Annotated in this window: 18 protein-coding genes and 1 pseudogene; 7 read left to right on the top strand and 12 right to left on the bottom strand. The window is 60.6% G+C overall.

The features are described from left to right. Positions 1 to 6 precede the first annotated feature (6 nt). Complete coding sequence (locus AC3VI7_RS06520) at positions 7 to 1,005, bottom strand: hypothetical protein (RefSeq protein ID WP_489667571.1); 999 nt, start codon at positions 1,003 to 1,005, stop codon at positions 7 to 9. Continuing rightward, on the bottom strand, positions 990 to 2,246 hold the full coding sequence (locus tag AC3VI7_RS06515; RefSeq protein ID WP_489671081.1) for a GGDEF domain-containing protein: 1,257 nt from the start codon (positions 2,244 to 2,246) through the stop codon (positions 990 to 992). Before AC3VI7_RS06515 ends, AC3VI7_RS06520 begins: the two co-directional genes overlap by 16 nt. 75 nt (positions 2,247 to 2,321) lie before the next feature. On the opposite strand from AC3VI7_RS06515, the gene AC3VI7_RS06510 reads away from it, so the two are divergent. Continuing rightward, a complete protein-coding gene (locus AC3VI7_RS06510; RefSeq protein WP_489667569.1) occupies positions 2,322 to 3,581 on the top strand; it encodes a lipoprotein-releasing ABC transporter permease subunit in 1,260 nt (419 codons plus the stop codon). After that, positions 3,574 to 4,278, top strand: a complete 705-nt coding sequence (locus tag AC3VI7_RS06505) for an ABC transporter ATP-binding protein (protein ID WP_489667568.1) — start codon at positions 3,574 to 3,576, stop codon at positions 4,276 to 4,278. The genes AC3VI7_RS06510 and AC3VI7_RS06505 overlap by 8 nt, the downstream gene beginning before the upstream one ends. On the opposite strand, the gene AC3VI7_RS06500 is transcribed toward AC3VI7_RS06505, so the two are convergent. The 5 genes from AC3VI7_RS06500 to AC3VI7_RS06480 all read right to left on the bottom strand — a co-directional run bounded on the left by AC3VI7_RS06500 (position 4,253) and on the right by AC3VI7_RS06480 (position 9,247). Further along, complete coding sequence (locus AC3VI7_RS06500) at positions 4,253 to 5,029, bottom strand: hypothetical protein (protein WP_489667567.1); 777 nt, start codon at positions 5,027 to 5,029, stop codon at positions 4,253 to 4,255. The genes AC3VI7_RS06505 and AC3VI7_RS06500 overlap by 26 nt on opposite strands. Before the next feature lie 172 nt (positions 5,030 to 5,201). After that, complete coding sequence (locus AC3VI7_RS06495) at positions 5,202 to 6,014, bottom strand: c-type cytochrome (protein WP_489667566.1); 813 nt, start codon at positions 6,012 to 6,014, stop codon at positions 5,202 to 5,204. Beyond that, entirely contained in the window at positions 6,011 to 6,694 is a 684-nt protein-coding gene (locus tag AC3VI7_RS06490) for a c-type cytochrome (protein WP_489667565.1), read from the bottom strand. Before AC3VI7_RS06490 ends, AC3VI7_RS06495 begins: the two co-directional genes overlap by 4 nt. Before the next feature lie 132 nt (positions 6,695 to 6,826). Further along, complete coding sequence (locus tag AC3VI7_RS06485) at positions 6,827 to 8,062, bottom strand: hypothetical protein (RefSeq protein WP_489667564.1); 1,236 nt, start codon at positions 8,060 to 8,062, stop codon at positions 6,827 to 6,829. A 276-nt stretch (positions 8,063 to 8,338) separates the two neighbouring features. Further along, a complete protein-coding gene (locus tag AC3VI7_RS06480) occupies positions 8,339 to 9,247 on the bottom strand; it encodes a hypothetical protein (protein ID WP_489667563.1) in 909 nt (302 codons plus the stop codon). Between the two features lie 47 nt (positions 9,248 to 9,294). Here AC3VI7_RS06480 and AC3VI7_RS06475 point away from each other — a divergent pair, with 47 nt between their 5' ends. The 5 genes from AC3VI7_RS06475 to AC3VI7_RS06455 all read left to right on the top strand — a co-directional run bounded on the left by AC3VI7_RS06475 (position 9,295) and on the right by AC3VI7_RS06455 (position 14,350). After that, positions 9,295 to 10,131, top strand: coding sequence for a TatD family hydrolase (locus tag AC3VI7_RS06475; protein WP_489667562.1), 837 nt, complete (start codon positions 9,295 to 9,297; stop codon positions 10,129 to 10,131). A 16-nt stretch (positions 10,132 to 10,147) separates the two neighbouring features. After that, positions 10,148 to 10,993: a spermine/spermidine synthase domain-containing protein gene (locus AC3VI7_RS06470; protein WP_489667561.1), complete on the top strand. Its 846-nt coding sequence runs from the start codon at positions 10,148 to 10,150 to the stop codon at positions 10,991 to 10,993. After that, on the top strand, positions 10,990 to 12,711 hold the full coding sequence (locus tag AC3VI7_RS06465) for a GspE/PulE family protein (protein ID WP_489667560.1): 1,722 nt from the start codon (positions 10,990 to 10,992) through the stop codon (positions 12,709 to 12,711). Before AC3VI7_RS06470 ends, AC3VI7_RS06465 begins: the two co-directional genes overlap by 4 nt. Before the next feature lie 37 nt (positions 12,712 to 12,748). Next, positions 12,749 to 14,047, top strand: coding sequence for a DUF3422 family protein (locus tag AC3VI7_RS06460; RefSeq protein ID WP_489667559.1), 1,299 nt, complete (start codon positions 12,749 to 12,751; stop codon positions 14,045 to 14,047). A gap of 102 nt (positions 14,048 to 14,149) precedes the next feature. Beyond that, a complete protein-coding gene (locus AC3VI7_RS06455; RefSeq protein WP_489667558.1) occupies positions 14,150 to 14,350 on the top strand; it encodes a hypothetical protein in 201 nt (66 codons plus the stop codon). Between the two features lie 83 nt (positions 14,351 to 14,433). Here AC3VI7_RS06455 and AC3VI7_RS06450 read toward each other — a convergent pair whose 3' ends face one another. The 5 genes and pseudogenes from AC3VI7_RS06450 to AC3VI7_RS06430 form a co-directional block, all read right to left on the bottom strand. Next, positions 14,434 to 16,119, bottom strand: coding sequence for a TRAP transporter large permease (locus tag AC3VI7_RS06450; protein WP_489667557.1), 1,686 nt, complete (start codon positions 16,117 to 16,119; stop codon positions 14,434 to 14,436). Then, the gene (locus AC3VI7_RS06445) at positions 16,116 to 16,718 is read right to left on the bottom strand and encodes a TRAP transporter small permease subunit (protein ID WP_489667556.1); all 603 of its coding nucleotides are present in this window, start codon (positions 16,716 to 16,718) and stop codon (positions 16,116 to 16,118) included. The genes AC3VI7_RS06450 and AC3VI7_RS06445 overlap by 4 nt, the downstream gene beginning before the upstream one ends. 11 nt (positions 16,719 to 16,729) lie before the next feature. After that, positions 16,730 to 17,080 carry a protein tyrosine phosphatase family protein gene (locus AC3VI7_RS06440; RefSeq protein ID WP_489667555.1) on the bottom strand — a complete coding sequence of 117 codons (351 nt, stop codon included), beginning with the start codon at positions 17,078 to 17,080 and terminating at the stop codon, positions 16,730 to 16,732. Positions 17,081 to 17,132: 52 nt separating this feature from the next. After that, entirely contained in the window at positions 17,133 to 17,591 is a 459-nt protein-coding gene (locus AC3VI7_RS06435) for a GatB/YqeY domain-containing protein (RefSeq protein WP_489667554.1), read from the bottom strand. Positions 17,592 to 17,728: 137 nt separating this feature from the next. Beyond that, positions 17,729 to 17,805, bottom strand: a pseudogene (locus AC3VI7_RS06430) (30S ribosomal protein S21); the annotation flags it as partial.

Here is a 17,805-nt window from a genome sequence, read left to right as displayed (position 1 = left end):
GAGGCATCAAAGGGCCGCCAACAAGGGCCCCACGGGATTCGGTTGCCAGCGCTGTCCCAGGCTTTTGAGCTGATCAAGCCACGAGGGCCGGGGATGGCTGTCAAACGTCTGCGCATGCCGCTCACCGCAAAGCGTGAGCCGGATGTGTTCGCCGCGTTGTACACGGGCCACCAAGTCGGCCATCAACTGGGCGTCGAGCGCACGCCACGTCTGGCACCATGCGGCCCAGTCACCCGCCAGCAGCGGGGCGCGCAGGGCGTCTTCAAGCTGAATCGGCATGTCGGGTGTGGTTCGCTGGGCTTGGGGGCGGCCGCAGCCGCTGATCCAGAAGGAGTTGACGCTCAGCTCGCCACGCGCTTCGCGGGCTTGGTTGACGGGGTGCTCGTGCCAGAGCATTTGCGCTTCGACTTGCAAGCGCCGCAGGCGCCGGGCCACCGGGCTGGTGTCGTGCAACCAAAGATGGATCGAGTGGCCGATGGCGCGGTCGAGCGACGCGGTGGGCAAATCGGCTAACACCGCATGGCGGGTGTACCAGCGCAACGCTGCGCCCCAGTCCAGCGGCCATCCTTCGGCCTCAAACGACGGTTGCAAGGTGGCCAGCAAGGCGTGGGATTCTGCCGCGCTGAGGTTCAGCCCCGCCGGGTCGAGCATGCTGATCTGGTCGCTGCCCACATGCCAGTGGCAGGGTGTGAGCAGGCCCCAGCCGGTGGTTGTGGTGGTTGTTGTGGTCATCGTCGATCCCAAGACGCCGTCTTGCTGCGCGCCAAGGGCCGCCAACGGCCAGTGGCCGTCGCTGCCTTGCCAGCCCCAAGCATGGGCCAGCACGGTTTCGTGCGGGATGCTCAAGCTGTCGTCATCGCCTTCAAGCCGCCTGCTTTGGCGCATCAGGCCGAGGAGTTGGCGTAGATGGGGCCACTCGAAACGCTGGTGATCCAGGTGCGCCAGCGCAGCAGCGCCCGCTTCAGAAGCGGCCGAGGCGTGGGCCAAGATCAGATGTAAGCCCATGGGGTGCTGCTGCCAAATAGAGGGGTGACGTTGGAGCCACTCAGACAGACTTGGTTGCGGCCCCCGGCCTTGGCGGTGTAAAGCGCTTGGTCGGCCCGGCTCAAAGCGGTGTCGAGGGTCAGGCCGGTGTGCATTTCTGCCACACCGAAGGAGGCTGAAAAATGTAGCTCGGTGGGTTCCACACAAGCGCTGGCCAAAGCCATGCGCAGGCGTTCAGCGGCCTTGTGGCCTTCCTCGACACTTGTGCGTGGCATGAAAATTAAGAATTCCTCTCCCCCCCAACGGGCCAGCAAATCGGCCTCGCGCAACAGGCTTTTGAGGGTTTGGGCCGTCAGGCGCAGTACGGCGTCGCCCACTTGATGACCATGCTGATCGTTGATGGCCTTGAAGTGATCGAGATCGAGAAGGATCAAGGTAGCCGCCTCACCGTGGCGGCGCTGGGCAGCAAGGTCAACGCGCAAACGCTCATGGAAGGCGCGGCGGTTGAGTAAGCCGGTCAACTCGTCAAAAGAAGCCAGTTCTTGGGCGCGGGCCAAAGCGGTGGCCAACTGAGCATTGACTTCCGCCAAGGCTTGGCCTTGTTGAGTCATGGCGCTGAGCAAGTTGCGGTTCTCGGTTTCGGCGGTCATACCCGCATGGTGCTGGGCATGCAATTGCAAACCATGGATCAGCGACAAGCTGGCGTAGGCAAAGCTGCCCGCCAGTAAAAAGTAAGCGTAGGGATCGTCGTAACTCCAAAGAATCCGCAGGAATTGGATGCCCCACATGCCGCCCATAAAGAGTTGGATCCCCCGGCGGGTCAGGGCTGCGGTGTTCATCATCACGGCACTTACCCCCACCAAAATGATGATCAAGGCGTGGGCATGTAGGTTCGGGCCCATGGGGTGGGGCAGCATCCAAGCGGCCGAACCCCACGTGACACCGGTGCCAAACAGCCCCCATTCCAACGCGCTGAGCCGACCTTGACGCAAAGCGAGCCCAGCGGGTTGGCTTTGGATCTGCCGACACAGGCGATAGTTGTAGCCCATGCTGAGCAGGCGCAGCGTGATAAACGCCAGCAGCGTTTGCCAAGCCACGTGGCCGAGTTGGCTGATCACAACCAGCATGATCCCGACGAAACTGCTCTTGATTGACATGAGCGTGCGTTCAGCCAAGAGGGTCAGTTGCTCGGCCTGAACCTCCGTTTCGGGGCTGGCAGCAGCACCGACAGGGTCAGCTGAAGATAAAGGAGGTTGAAGCATCGTCATGAACCCTCAAGGGTACAGGCAACTGAGCTTCTTCGGACCTTAAGGCCAACCCTATAGCATCCCCTCCCCATGAACTGGTTCTACGAAATTCGCATCGGCTGGCGTTACACCCGCGCCGGCCGCGCCGGGCGGCGCAATGGCTTTATTTCCTTCATCTCCGGCGTGTCGATGCTGGGGATTGCCTTGGGCGTGGCCGCCTTGATCATCGTGCTGAGCGTGATGAACGGCTTTCAAAAGGAAGTGCGTGATCGCATGCTGGGCGTGATCGCCCACGCTGAGGTTTTTGCCACCGACGGTGCTCCATTGGAGGATTGGCAGGCATTGGCGGCTCAGATCCGCCAACAACCCGAGGTCAAGGCGGTGGCCCCTTTTGTGTCTTCCCAAGCCTTGATCGCGCGTGGTGATGAGATGAAAGGCGTGATGCTGCGTGGCATCTCGCCCGTCGATGAAGCCACGGTGACCGCTTTGGGAGCGCAATTGCAGCAAGGTGCCTTGGCCGGCCGCTTGGTGCCGGGCGGATGGGGCGTGGTGCTGGGCTCGCAGCTTGCCCGTTCACTGGGTGTGGCTGAGGGTGATGTGATCACGGTGGTCACACCCAACGGTCAAACCACGCCGGCGGGCTTTGTGCCACGTCTCAAACAACTCACGGTGGTGGGCACCTTCCACGCCGGGCACTATGAATACGACAGCAGCATGGCGCTGATGCATATCGACGACGCCGCTCGTCTCTTTCGCAGCGGGGGCCCCCAAGGGGTGCAGCTGCGCTTGGCAGATCAGAACCAGGCGCGTGAAGTGGGGTTTGCCTTGGGGCGTCGCTTGGGTGAAGGTTGGCGCGTGCGCGATTGGACCCGAACCAACGCCGCTTGGTATGACGCCGTGCAGATCGAGAAACGCATGATGGGCATCATCTTGACCCTGATCGTGGCGGTGGCGGCTTTCAACTTGGTCTCCACTTTGGTGATGACGGTAACCGACAAGCGTGCCGACATCGCTATTTTGCGCACCTTGGGGGCCAGCCCACGCTCCATCATGGCGTTGTTCATGGTCCAAGGGGCAGCCTCAGGCGTGATCGGTACGGCCGCCGGGGTGCTGCTTGGCTTGGGTATTGCCTTCAACATCGACGTTATCGTCCCGGCTTTGGAGCGTTTGCTGCACGTCAATTTCTTGCCGGGCAGCATTTACCTCATCACCCGCATGCCCAGTGACCCCCAAATGAGCGACATCATGCCGATCGCCTTGATCTCGCTGGTTTTGGCCTTTTTGGCCACCCTGTATCCGAGCTGGCGCGCCAGCCGCGTCAATCCTGCGGAAGCGCTGCGTTATGAATGAATCGCCGGTTCTGATCGCCACCCACTTGGGCAAGCGTTACCACGAGGGCGGTGCCGATGGGCTGGATGTGCCGGTGCTCCAAGGGGTGGATCTGTGCATCAAGCGCGGCGAGATCGTGGCCGTGGTGGGCGCTTCGGGCTCGGGCAAGAGCACTTTGCTGCATTTGCTGGGGGGTCTAGATACGCCCAACACCGGGCGGGTTGAGCTGATGGGCCGCAACTTGGCCGACATGGGCGCGTCCGAGTTAGGCCAATGGCGCAATCGCTATCTGGGATTTATTTACCAGTTCCACCATCTTTTGGCTGAATTTAGTGCCGAAGACAACGTGGCGATGCCTTTGTTGATTCGGCGCATGCCCTTGGATTTGGCCAGAGTGCAGGCGCGGCAGTGGCTGGAGCGCGTCGGTCTCGGATCGCGGGCTCGGCATCGCCCGGGTGAGCTTTCAGGGGGCGAGCGTCAACGGGTGGCGATTGCGCGCGCTTTGGTGGGCGCACCAGCCTGTGTTTTGGCCGATGAGCCGACCGGCAACCTAGACCGAGAAACGGCGGCTGGCGTCTTTGCCGTGATGCTGGCCTTGGCGCGTGAGCAAGGTACTTCGTTTGTGGTGGTGACCCACGATCCCGGACTAGCCGCTCGCTGTGACCGTCAGCTCACCTTGGATCGGGGTTGTATCAGGGACGCCAAGCCAGGGGGGTGATCACCTCACTCCAGTGCTGGCTGATGTCGCTGACCAACGCATGAAAGCCCCGACTCTCTACGCCTTGATGCGCCCGATCCGCACTGTCTTGACTCGACCAAATCAAGCCGGGCAGGGTTTCGGTGAGGTTGGTTTCGGCATGCAGATAGACGAAACCCGTGCGTATATCCACCAAGGCGGCCGTGAGGCGTGACCGGATGGTGACGGTTTGATCGACTTGCAAACTCCGTTTGAGGCGTGAGAACGGTGCAGCAGCATCCTGACCCACTTGCACTTGGGTGTCGATGGAGTAGAGCAGGGCCACGTCGCCGATGTGGGCCTCAGCCAGTTTGCGGCGCAGATCCAAGGGTGTATTGAGGCGCTCAGGGACCAAGCGGCGCGGTACGGGGATCAGGCTAGCGACTTGGGGCAGATCGGCCAGTTGCGCCAAATCAGCATCGCTTTCCACGTCGCGGACCGTCAACACACAGTACCGGCCCTGGCCATGGCAGGGCTCGTAGACGGTGGGGTAGCCCGCGCGCTGCATGCGCACCAAGACCAATCGCAGGGGCAGCATGGCGGCGGGTTGACGCCATGCGGTGACGTTGCTCTCATCGGTGTTGTCCGGGCTTGCTTCGAGCATTTCATGCACGGCCAAACCCATGCCGGGAGGCCTATAGCTGGCGCATGACCCCAACAAGCAGCTCATCATGGCTAAAGCCCAGACCATGGTCGTTCGGGACTTCTTGGACAAGGGCATCAGACGTGGCATGGCGGGGGTGAAGCGGTCTCTGGGCAAGCATGTGAATGTACCGCGCACAGTGTCGCGCAAAGAACCCCCAGCCTAGGTGATAGGGCCATGAAAAAGCGAGCATGACTTGCGTCAGTGCTCGCATGAATCACCGTACAGCATGGCTGCACGGCGCAGGGGAAAAATGAAACTTTTACTTGGTCTTTTTCTTGGCTGCGGGGCCAGAAGCCGTGACAGCGGGTGCCGAGGCTGCCATCGCTGCCGATGCCATGGCATCCTTGCGTACCCATTCAGGTTGCAAGCGGGACATATAGTCCGACAGGGCTTCCAGATCCTTGGCGGTCAAACCCTTCAGGCGCTTGTTCATGTCGGGATGACCATTGCCACGCTTGCCTTCTTGGATTTGCTCCAGCTCGCGCAGCAAGTAGCCGTAATGCTGACCGGCCACCGATGGGTAGAACTTGCCGGCGACACCTTCACCGAAATCACCGTGGCAAGTACCGCATTCACGATCGTTGTAAAGCGTCTTGGCACGAGCCAGTTCCGACGGATCGCCGGCACCCTTGCCGTTTTCCTTCGTGGTCCGGCCCTTGGACAGAAACTCGGCGATGTCGGCCAGTTCCTGTTGAGTCACAGCGTGCTCGGCGGCAAAAGGCTCCATCTTCGGATTGACGCGAATCCCGGCACGGGTGTCGGTGGCTTGCTTCAAGATCACTTGAGCATGCTGCCCGGTCAGACGCGGGTAAGTGCCGTCCACCAAGCCGATACCGCTGTCTTTGTGGCAGCCACGGCAGCCACGGTAGGCTTCACGGCCCCGAGCCGCATCGCGGTCCAGTGCCAGCACCAAGGGCAGCTCGGGTGTCATGCGATCCCAGCGGTAGTCCTTGTTGCCAAAGCCGATTGGGCTGGCAGAGGTTTCACCCGTTTGAGCTTGCGCCATGGCGGCGAAGGGCAAAGTCACAGCCCACACCAACAAGGGGGCGATCCATTTGAGAGCCTTCTTCATTTCTTCTCTCCTTCTGCGGCGGCTTCTTCATCCCCACCTGTCAAAGTTGCAACGTATTGAGCGACAGCGTCGATTTCTTGATCGGTCATCCGTTTGGCCACGGCCTTCATGGCGTCGCGGCTGTCATTGGCCCGCTCACCGCTCTTGAAAGCCTTCAGCTGTGCAGCAATGTAAGCCGGATATTGACGGGCCAAGCGGGGATACTTGTCCGAGCCACTGCCATCATCGTTGTGGCAACCCGCGCAGGCTGGCACAGCACTGCCGACGATACCGTCGTCATAGATGGTCTTGCCATCACCCGCCAACTTCGGATCATCGGGCGGTGCGGCCTTGCGTTTTTGTTCCGAGAAATGCTTGCCCAGTCCGGCAAACTCACTCGGTTCAATGGCTGCAACCATGGACGACATGATCATGCTGGCACGGCGTCCAGCCTTGAAGTCGCCCAGTTGCTTGACGATGTATTCCTGATCGAGGCCAGCTAACTTGGGATAGTCGGGCACAGGGCTGTTGCCATCCAGGCCATGACAGCCGGAGCAAACTTCCAGACGCTCCGCCAGCGTTTCAGCACTGGCGTGGGGGGCCATGGCGACTGCACCAGTGGCGGCCAGCGTCAAGACAACAGACCGCAACCAGCGAGCCGCCGGCTGGCCTGTCAGGGCTTGGGATTTTTTGCGGGTCACTGTTCGTCCTTCACAAAGAGGGTAGAAGAAGAGAGGGAACACAGGCGCGGTGGTTATGAAAAGGGCGGGAAGCCTTGCGACATCCCGCCCTGCGCTTTTCAGCGGTTTCCTATGACAGGGGAGGCCCCTATATTAGTACGCCGTTTCAAGCATCACGGTAGTGCGAGCGCTGCCAAGGTTGTTCTTGCCACCGCCAGTTTCGCCACCTTGGAAGCTGGCACGGGATGCCACGCCGCTGCGGCTGAAGGCGGTGTGCTCAACCACCAGACCCAGATTTTGGGCCAAGTGATAGGTCACGCCAGAGGTGAAAGCATTGTCAGGAGCTGCCGTACCAGAGCCGTCATCCGACGTGCCCTTCAAGATGCTAGCCCGCAGACCGAAGTGACCCAGGCCCAGTTGCGCCGAGACGGACAGAGCTGTCTTGTCAACAAATTGACTGCCGTTGAAGACGTTGGTCGCAGAGGCAGTGCTCTTCGGTGCCGAAGCGTAGGACGCCCAGATACCCAGGGGCATGGAAGCCACAGCGCCTTGAGCTTGGAAGTCAAGCGCTGTGGAGCTGGTGTCTTTCTTGAGACCAACTGCACCCGACGAACCCGACAAGATTTGCACACCACCGCCAGATTCGAAGCCAGCGATGTTGCCCAGCCACGCAGCACGGAGGTAGGTGGACTCAGGAGCAACAGCACCGCCAGGTGCATAGCCCATACCCCACTTGGCCACGTTGACAAAGTAGCTGGCGTCGGTCACGACACCGGACACGCCCCAAGCGCCGTACTCACCATTGACAAACTGCTGAGCAGAGGTGGCGAAGCCGTGTTCAAAGACACGCACGTTCGCGACTGCACCAGTGTTCAGCAATTCCATGCCGAAGCCAGCGCCGATACCGACGTGGGCGAAGGGAACGATACCGAAGCGTGTGCCGCCGTCAGTCTTGTACACCGTCGAGGGCAGTTTGAAACCAGCGAAAGCCGGGTTACCCACCAATGAAGCTTCGACCATGAAGCCGACATTGGCAGCCGCACGGCCGCCCATGATCAGACCGAATTCGTCGGGGATGTCGTAGCCGGTGGTTGCGCCACTTTCGTTGGTGGTCACAGCGCGGAACTTGCCGATCAGGGTGCTGTTGAGCACTTCAGGAATCGACAGATCCGGACCCTTGATCAGGCCTTGCTTACCCATGTCGGTGTAACCGCCAGCCTTGAATTCTTGGCCGTAGGCGTTCAGGATCGGGAAGTTTTGGAAGTGGCAGGTCAAGCAGGTCTTGCCAGTTTGACGGGCGAATGCCGGCATGGCTTCGCTGGTCATCGGCAACAGGGTCGCAGCCAGAGCGGCAGCGGCGGAAACAGCAGTGAGGGTCCGTTTCGTCATAAATCTCTCCGGGGAACTTGTTTCTTGAGACAGTGCGTCGATATCTTGGGCCTGTGACCCCGAAAAGACCGTTTGTCACGGTTTTTTGGTTGGGGACCCTCGGCTTGGGACGTTGTCAGTGTATCTAGAACGTTTCCAAATCTTTCACGCTGGCCCCATCCTTCTCATTCAAGTCAGGGTTTTGGAGAATCAAAACGTTGCAAAGATGCAACGTTTTGATCTCAAAGAGGTTTTCCGTTGGTCATATACAACGTTCTGGATCTTCACGTGCCCTTTTCAAGGGCTGGTCGAGGCGATGGGAGGTTTGAGCGTGGCGCGCAAATTAGCGACCTTGCCCAACAAGTCAAACCAGAACGGCGCACCCAGCGAAACCGCCAAGGCCGTCAAACCGTAGCCCAATACTTTGAGCAGCAGGGCACCGAGCAAGGCCCAGCTCAGGCCTGAGCCGATCAAGGTTTGCCAGCGATCTTGGCTCCAGCCCAAGCCGCTGCGGCTGAGTTCGGGGGTGAGGCAGTCCATCAAGGCGCGGGTGTCACCGAGGTGTTCAGCGGTGCTGGCTTCCTCGCCCGGTTTGGTGGCGGGCCGTTGGCAGCTGGTTCGCAGGCTCTCGAACGAGCTTTGATTTTGGGCCATCGCCATCATCATGGCGCGCCGGGCTGGGTTTTGGGAAAGGTCTCGGGCCAGCTCAACGGTGTCGGCATTGAGGGCGGCAGCCAAGATCAAACCAATGATCAAAAGCCAACGCTGAGCTTGGCGCTTGAACGTGCCTTGGAGTCGGTCCATGCGTTCGCTGTACAGCCCCATGATGGCCTGAACGCGCTCGTTTTCGGCCCCAGGGATCTTCAACCCCGCCAGGGCTTGTGCCAAACGTGAGTTCGGTGGGATCTGATCGCTGAGTTCCAGCGCGTACACCACGCGGGCAAAGGTGTTGGGGTCGAGGTAGCTGGGCCAATTGGTGTGCTTGCTCGGGTCGGTGACGGCGGAGGCCTGATTGATGACATCAATGGATGCGTGGCCCACCAAGGCGGCGGCACCTTGGACCGTGAGAAGATCCTCAATGGCACTTTTCAGGCCAGCTTTGCGCTGTTGCAGACGCGCTTCGATCATCTCTTTGAGGGATGAGGCCAACACCGAGAGCAGGGCGTAGACGAAGGCCAACGCGCCGATGGTTTCAATCAGTTCCATCACCGAACCTCTTTTCTTGCCGTAAAGACATTTTTGAGCCTTGCAGTATGCCTGCCACCCCCTGCTTGATCGACACCCATGGCCACCTCGACGCGGCTGAATTTGATCTGGATCGCGTGCAGGTGCGTGAGCGTGCTCGCGCTGCGGGTGTGGCGTGTTTGGTTTGGCCGGCCGTGAATTTGGCGAGCTTTGATGCGGTGCGCCAAGGGGCTCACGAACACCACGATGCCTACGCCTTGGGGGTGCATCCGCTCTACGTTCAGGCCGCTCCTCTGGATGTGATGGAGCAAGTGGCGGCGGCCCTCGCCCAAGCTCGCGACGATCCGCATCTGGTCGCGGTGGGTGAAATCGGCCTCGATTTCTTCGTGTCGGGCTTGGGTACAGCAGAGCAAGCTCACCAAGAAGCGCTGTGTGCCGCCCAGTTGGCGATGGCGGCGGACATGGGCTTGCCCGTGATCGTCCATTCGCGTCGGGCGGTGGATCGGGTTTTGGCCTTGTTGCGGCGCTCCAAGGTTCGCTCAGGCATTGCGCACGCCTTCAACGGCAGCGATCAGCAAGCGCACGCTTTTCTTGATCTGGGTTTCAAGCTTGGGTTTGGCGGGGCCATGACTTTTGAGCGTGCCTTGCAACTGCGTCGGCTGGCGCGTTCGTTGCCAGAGGACGCTTTGGTGCTGGAAACCGACGCGCCAGACATGGCCCCGCAGTGGCTTTACCGCACGGCTGCTGAGCGGGCTGCCGGGGCGGTGATGCGTAACGAGCCCGGCGAGTTGTTGCGCATTGCGACGGTTTTGGCCGAGCTGCGTGGCTTGACCGTGGCGGAGATCGTACAAATCACCCACGCCAACGCCTTGGCCGCTTTGCCCAAGCTGGGTGGGCTGACGTAAGCTCGCGGCTTTGCCCATGGATCTTGTGAAGGCGCGCACGCGCAAGAAAACACCCGCTGAGGCTTTGCCTTCGGCCACTTTGTCCGAGTTTGACGGCGTGCGCTATTTGCATCTGGGTGACACGCCCTGGGTACAGGGGGCCATGCGGATGCGCAAACCCCAAACGCTGGAACTCGATTACGTGCAACGCATGATGGCGTGGCTGCTCTTGAAGCCGCCCGCCACATGGACGCAGGGCCATGCCGTGCAGTTGGGCTTGGGCGCGGCGGCGCTGACGCGTTTTAGTCATGCGGTCTTGCGCTGGCGCAGCACAGCGGTCGAGTTGAACCCCCAGGTGGTCGCGGCTTGCCGGCAGTGGTTTCATCTGCCGCCCAACGACGAGCGGCTCAACGTGGTGGTGGCCGATGCTCGCGTTTGGGTCGAGGACACCTTGAATTGGGACAGCGCTGATGTGTTGCAGGTCGATCTGTATGACCACGAAGCCGCAGGGCCAGTGCTGGATGACGAGGACTTCTACCGGGCCTGTCATGCGGTACTGACCGAAGGCGGGGTGATGGCGGTGAATCTGTTCGGGCGCTCAGCCAAGTTCATGAAGAGTGCTCGGCGCATTGAGGCGGTGTTTGGGGTGGGGCAGGTTTGGAAGATCAGTCCGACGGCCGAAGGCAACGCCATCGTCTTGGCGGGCAAGGGCGTGGATTGGCCCGAGCGTGACGAGTTGCTGCGGCGTGCCGAAGCGGTGCGCGAACGCTTCCAATTGCCCGCTCCGCCTTGGGTGCGTTTGATGCGTGCCTTGCCTGTGCCTCGGACCATCGCCGCTGCCGTTGATGACACTTCGGATGAGGCTGAGGAGCGCTTGGTATGAGTCATGCACCGGCTCCTGTTGGTCGTTTGCGTTGGGCCGATGTGCTTGACTGGCTGGTGCAAGACGGTTGGATCGCCGCCGTGGACCGGCCAGCCATCCAGCAGCGGTTCTCGGCGGGAACGAGCAGCTTGCATCCCATGGTGCGCTTGGGCTCTGCGGGCCTGATTCGGGTGGGCACCCAAACGCCGTTGGATACCGACGTGCTGCTGCGCTGGTTGGCCAAACGGGTCGGTTTGCCCTATTTGCGCATTGATCCGCTCAAAGTCGATGTCGCGCGGGTGACCGAGGTCATGTCGCTGGCTTACGCCGAAAAGCGCCGCGTCTTACCGGTTCAAGTGGGCCCCACGGAAGTGACCATCGCCACCTGTGAGCCCTTCGAGCGCGACTGGGTGGTGGAGATCAGCGCCCACACCCGCAAGAGCGTGCGCTTGGTCTTGGCGCATCCGAACGATATTGCCCGTTTCACCACCGAGTTCTACAGCTTGGCACGGTCGGTACGGCAGGCGCAAAAAACGGGTGAGGCCAACAGCGCCACGGTCAATTTTGAGCAGTTGGTCGAAATGGGTCGCCACAAGCAGCTCGACGCCAACGACCAGGGTGTTGTGCAAGTGGTTGACTGGCTCTGGAACTACGCTTTCGAGCAGCGCGCCAGCGATATTCACCTAGAGCCTCGGCGCGAGCAATGTGCGGTGCGTTTTCGCATCGACGGCGTGCTGCATACGGTTTATCACTTGCCGCAAAGCGTGATGACGGCGGCCACCGCACGTATCAAATTGCTCGCGCGCATGGACGTGGTCGAGCGCCGTCGTGCCCAAGACGGGCGCATCAAAACGCGTAACCCGCGTGGTGATGAGATCGAAATGCGCCTTTCCACCTTGCCCACGGCCTTTGGTGAAAAGGTGGTGATGCGGATCTTCAATCCCGACACCGCTGTGTTGCCGGTCGAGGCGCTGGGTTTTTCCAGCGTAGATGCCGGGCGCTGGGCCGAGTTGGTGCGCCGGCCGCACGGCATCATCTTGGTGACGGGGCCGACGGGCAGCGGCAAGACCACCACGCTCTACGCCACGCTCAAGCGGCTGGCCAGCGACGAGGTCAACGTGTGTACGCTCGAAGACCCGATTGAAATGATCGAGCCGGCCTTCAACCAAACCCAGGTTCAGCCCGCGCTGGAACTCGACTTCGCTAACGGCGTGCGCGCCCTGATGCGCCAAGACCCCGACATCATCATGATTGGTGAGATCCGCGACGTTGAAACGGCTGAAATGGCGGTCCAAGCAGCCTTGACCGGGCATTTGGTGTTTTCGACCCTGCACACCAACGATGCCGCCAGCGCCATCACACGCCTGACCGATCTGGGTGTGCCGACCTATCTGATCAAGGCCACTGTGATCGGTGTGCTGGCGCAGCGCTTGGTGCGGACCTTGTGTCCGGCCTGCAAGCTGCCTGACGAGGCGATGTCACGTGAACGCCTCACGGCTTTGCTAGGCTCCTCGACCGCAACAACAACGGGCCTTGGCACGGAAGCTGCGAAGCCTTTCCAGCCCTACCGTGCGGTGGGCTGCATCGATTGCCGCATGACAGGTTACCGGGGCCGTTGCGGCTTGGTCGAATTGCTGGTGTTGGACGAGCCGATGCGATCCCTGCGCCAGGCTGGCTTTGACAAGGTGGCCGAGGGCCTCACCAGCGCTGAAGAAATCTTGCGGGCCACCCCAGCTTGAGGCTGGCATCAAGCCAAAACAGAACCAAGGAGTTTTCATGCAAACCGTGCATCCACTGCGAGAGACGCTTCACAACGAAGTGCATGCCCGCCCTTATGAGCGCCTCTCGGCCCCGATGGCACTGACGCATGTGGGCTGGGCCCACGGCGATAGCGCTGCGGCGCGCGCCCACGTCAATCAGATCTTGCGTCAACGCCATTTGCCTTTGGCGGCGGATGAGGCCAATCACATCAGCACCGATTTAGGCGGTTTGTGGTTGCGCTGGGAAAAGCACTCCGAATTCCACACTGCCACTTTTTGGCGCTCCGTGACCGATGAGCCCACCGGTTTTGAGCCGGGGGTGTTGCCGGAGGTGCCCGTTGATTGGCTTCAAGGCATGCCGGGCCAATGGTTGATCGGTCTGCATGTGCTGGTGCTGCGTCAAAGCGAGATGGCCGCCGATGCCTCTGGGCAAGACTCGGTGTCGGCCTTGGTGCGGCGCACGCTCGACGAAAGCTCGTTGGTGGCGGCCCGCGTGATGGATGGGCAGGTGATTGCGTACACCGATTTCCGCTTGCATGCCGATGGTTTTGGCCGCTGGATCTTGGTGGTCGATGACCGCTTGAATCCGCGCCGATTGGGTCGGGCGGTGCAGCGGGTGCTTGAGATCGAAACCTATCGGATGACCGCCTTGCTGGGTTTGCCCGCAGCGCGCGAAGTGGGCTCCTCATTGGTCTCGGCTGAGCGCGAACTGGCTGAAGTGGCCGAGCAAATTCGCTTTGCGCAAAAGCAGCAAGAGCCCGATTTGCTGCGGCGCTTGACCCATTTGGCGGCCCAAGTGGAGAGTTTGTACGCCCGCACGCACGCTCGTTTTTCAGCCAGCGCAGCGTACTTCGAGTTGGTGCAGCGGCGGATTCAAGAGCTGCGCGAGGAGCGCATCCACGGGCTGCAAACCTTGGGTGAATTTGTGGATCGGCGCTTATCGCCGGCCATGCAAACCTGTGCTTGGGCGGCCCGGCGTCAGCAAGCGTTGTCGGAGCGCATCTCGCGCACCAGCAATTTGCTGCGCACCCGGGTGGAAATCGAGCAGCAGCAAAGCAGCCAAGCGCTTCTTGACGCCATGAACCGTCGCCAAGAGGCGCAGTTGCTGCTCCAGAGCGCGGTGGAGGGTTTGTCGGTGGCGGCCATCACCTATTACGGCACCGGCTTGGTCGGTTATGTGGTCAAAGGCTTGAAGTCGGCGGGCTTGCCGATCTCACCCGACGTGGCCATTGCAGTCGCTGTGCCTGTGATTGCGGGTGTGGTTTGGCTGGGTTTGCGGCGCATGCATCACAAGGTGATGGCGAGGATGCATTGAACTCAATTGAAACAAAATGTTCTTGTCGGTCAACGGACTGGGCACTCTTGACGTTTTTGCTCTGAGTCTTTTGCTCGACAATTTTTATATTTGGAGTTTTCCATGACCAAGATCCTTGCTGCCCTGATCGCTTCCATGTTCGCTTTCGGCGCTTTCGCTGCTGACGCTCCCAAGGCTGCTGCCGCCGCTTCGGCTGCCAAGCCGGCTGCTGAAGCCGCTTCCAAGCCTGCCAAGAAGGCCAAGGCTCACAAGGCTCATAAGGCTCACAAGGCTGCTTCTGGCGCTGCTGCTGCTTCGAAGTAAATGCCTCTTCAGCCGTAAAAGGCTGATGATGAAAAAGCCCCGCATTGCGGGGCTTTTTTACGTCAGGTGTAAGCGTGGGTGCGCTACTTCAAGTCACGGTTTGGACTGGGAACTGCATCAAACAGCTTGCTGGGATCATTTTCTTGTTTGGTCTCTGCGGCCGGCTGGAAGTCGATCTGCACGTTATCCAAATTGAGCGCTTCCTTTTTGCCAAGCCCCCCTGAGACCAGATTCGGGAAGGCAATGATCAGCGCCACCATGATGATCTGGATCACGACAAAAGGCACCGAGCCCCAATAGATCTGGCTGGTGGTGACTTTGGCGATGGGCTGGCCCGTGAGGCGGTCTTTGTAATCGTCGTGGGGTGCGACGCTGCGCAGGTAAAACAACGCAAAGCCGAAGGGCGGGTGCATAAAAGACGTCTGCATGTTCACCGCCAGCAGCACGCCAAACCACACCAAGTCGATGCCGAGTTTGTCCGCCACCGGACCGATGAGCGGCACGATGATGAAGCTCAGCTCGAAGAAATCGAGGAAAAACGCCAGCACGAACACCAAGAGGTTCACCACGATCAGAAAGCCAAGCTGCCCGCCCGGCAAACTGGTGAGTAGGTGCTCGACCCATTTCGGACCATCCACGCCCTGGAAGCTCAGGCTGAAGACGGTCGAGCCTATCAAGATAAAGACCACAAAGGTCGAGAGCTTCATGGTCGAGTCCATGGCTTGGCGCAGTAGCTTCAAGCTCAAACGACCCCGTAGCACGGCCATGATCAGCGCGCCCACCGCGCCCATCGCGCCGCCTTCGGTCGGGGTAGCGATGCCGAGAAAAATCGTGCCCAGCACCAAAAAGATCAGCGCCAACGGCGGGATCAGCACAAAAGTGACGCGCTCGGCCATCTTGGAGAGCAGCTTCAAGCCGGTGACTTTGTTCAGCACCGACAACGCAAAGGCGATGCCGACGCCGACGCACATCGACACCACGATCAGCTCGTCCGTGGCGGTGGTGGCGGGGCGTGTTTGCGCAAAAACAACGGCACAGGCGGTGGATAAGGTCGCCAGCACGCCCAATGAGGGCAGACCCGAGTCACCGTTGTCTTCACGGATGGTGCGCGCCTCTTTGGGCAGCGCTGGCACCCACGTCGGGCGGATGAAGCTGATGAGCACGATGAAGCCCACATACAGGCCCGTCAGCACGAAGCCGGGGATGAAGGCCCCTTTGTAGAGGTCACCGACGCTTTTGCCGAGCTGGTCGGCCATGATGATCAGCACCAGCGACGGCGGAATGATCTGCGCCAGCGTGCCCGAGGCGGCGATCACGCCCGAGGCCACGCGCCGGTCGTAGCCGTAGCGCAGCATGATCGGCAGCGAGATCAAGCCCATCGAGATCACCGAGGCGGCCACCACGCCGGTGGTGGCGGCGAGCATCGCGCCGACAAAGATCACGGCAAAAGCCAAGCCCCCCCGGATCGGGCCGAAAAGCTGGCCGATGGTGTCGAGCAAGTCTTCGGCCATGCCAGAGCGCTCAAGGATGAGGCCCATGAAGGTGAAGAAGGGGATGGCCAGCAGGGTGTCGTTCTGCATGATGCCGAAGATGCGCAGGGGCAGGGCTTGGATCAGCGCTGCCGGCAACAAGTCGAGCTGGATACCCAAGAAGCCGAAGGCCAAGCCGCAAGCCCCAAGTGAAAAGGCCACCGAGTAGCCCATCAGCAAAAAGGCAATCAACCCCAAAAACATGATGGGGGCCATGTTGGCCGCAAGAAACTCGATCATGCCGAGGCCCCTTTTTTGGCTTGTTCGGCCGCAAGAATGGCCTCAGCCAGTTCTTCTTCGGCGCTCTTGGCTTGTTTTTTCAGGGTCGGATCGTCGATCAGGCCTTGGAGAAAAGCCCAGCGCTTGATCAGCTCAGACACGCCTTGCAAGCCGAGCAGCGCAAAGCCCACAGGGACCAAGGCAAACACGGGCCAACGGATCAGACCGCCAGCGTTCGAGGACATCTCTTGGCTGATGTAGGCCGTGATGACCAGCGGCGTGACCAGATAAAGCACCGTCAGCACCAAGGGGAACAAGAAGCAGAGGATGCCGAGCATCTCCACTTTGATCTGGGTGCGTTTGGCAAAGCGGCCCAAGATCACATCAATCTTGACGTGTTCTTGGCGCAGCAGCGTGTAGCCTGCGCCCAGCAAAAAGATCGCGGCAAACAAATACCACTGGATCTCAAGAAAGGCGTTGGAGCTGGTGTTGAAGACTTTGCGCACCACCGCGTTGAGCGCGGAAATGAGCACCGCCGCCAACACCAACCAAGCGACCCATCGGCCGACAAACTCACTGAGCGCGTCGATGCGGCGTGCCAAGGCAAGCAAGGAGGCCATGGGCGTGGGCCTTAGTTCGTGGATTGCGTGGCGGCGATGAACAGCTTGGTGCTGCGCGCGCCGCTGCGGCAAAAGGCCAGAATCGGCTTGGGCAGGGTGTCAAGCAGCTCACGAAAGCGGGCGATTTCTTCCGGGCTTTGGTACATGCCTGAAACCGGCAAGAAGACGTAGTTCAGTCCGGCCGCCTGCGCTGCGGCTTCGACGCTGGCGCTGGTGGGTTGATCGGGGCCGCCTTCGAAATCGGGGCGGTTGTTGATCACACTGCGAAAGCCAGCCGCAGCCGCAGCGGCCATGGCGGCGGTGTCGAGCTGCGGGGCGACGCAGACATCCGGACTGATTTGCTGAATCGGGAGTGCAGACATGGGCGTGTCAACCAAGTTTGAGTACCCCGGTGGGTACGTTGCGATGGCGTGATTATGCGGCAGCAGCGGGGGTCAGCGCGCGCTTGATGGCGGCGGATAACAAGCCCATATCGGCTTGACCGGCGAGACGCTGCTTGGCGAGGCCCATGACTTTGCCCATGTCGGCGGGGCCGCTGGCTCCGAGCTCGCTGACCAAGGCAGCGACCGCTGTGGCGATGTCTTCGGCGCTCAGGCGCTGAGGGACGTAGGCGTCCAGCACCGCCATTTCAGCGCTTTCTTTGTCGGCCAAATCAAGGCGAGCCGCTTGGGTGAACTGAGCGATGGAGTCTTTACGTTGCTTGATCAGCTTGTCCACGATGGCGACGATGGCTGCGTCATCGAGCGTGATGCGTTCATCCACTTCCCGTTGCTTGACGGCGGCCAGCAAGAGACGAATGGCTCCCAGACGCGCAGCATCCTTGGCGCGCATGGCGGCTTTCATGTCATCGGTGATGCGATCTTTGAGGCTCATGGTGCTTTGGGCAGAAGTGGAGGGTGACAACAACAGGGAGGGACGCACAAAAAAATCAAGCCCGCAGCGGCGTCCCGTGCGAGCTTGGGTGTGATGCTGTCACCCGACAGATGAGTGCCGGGTGATAGAAATCAGGATCAGTACAGCTTTTTGGGCAGCTGCATCGAACGCACACGCTTGTAGTGCCGCTTCACAGCGGCAGCTTTCTTGCGCT

Source organism: Leptothrix toolikensis (SeqCode), from assembly GCF_057922285.1.
This window is presented reverse-complemented; position numbering and strand designations above follow the sequence as displayed.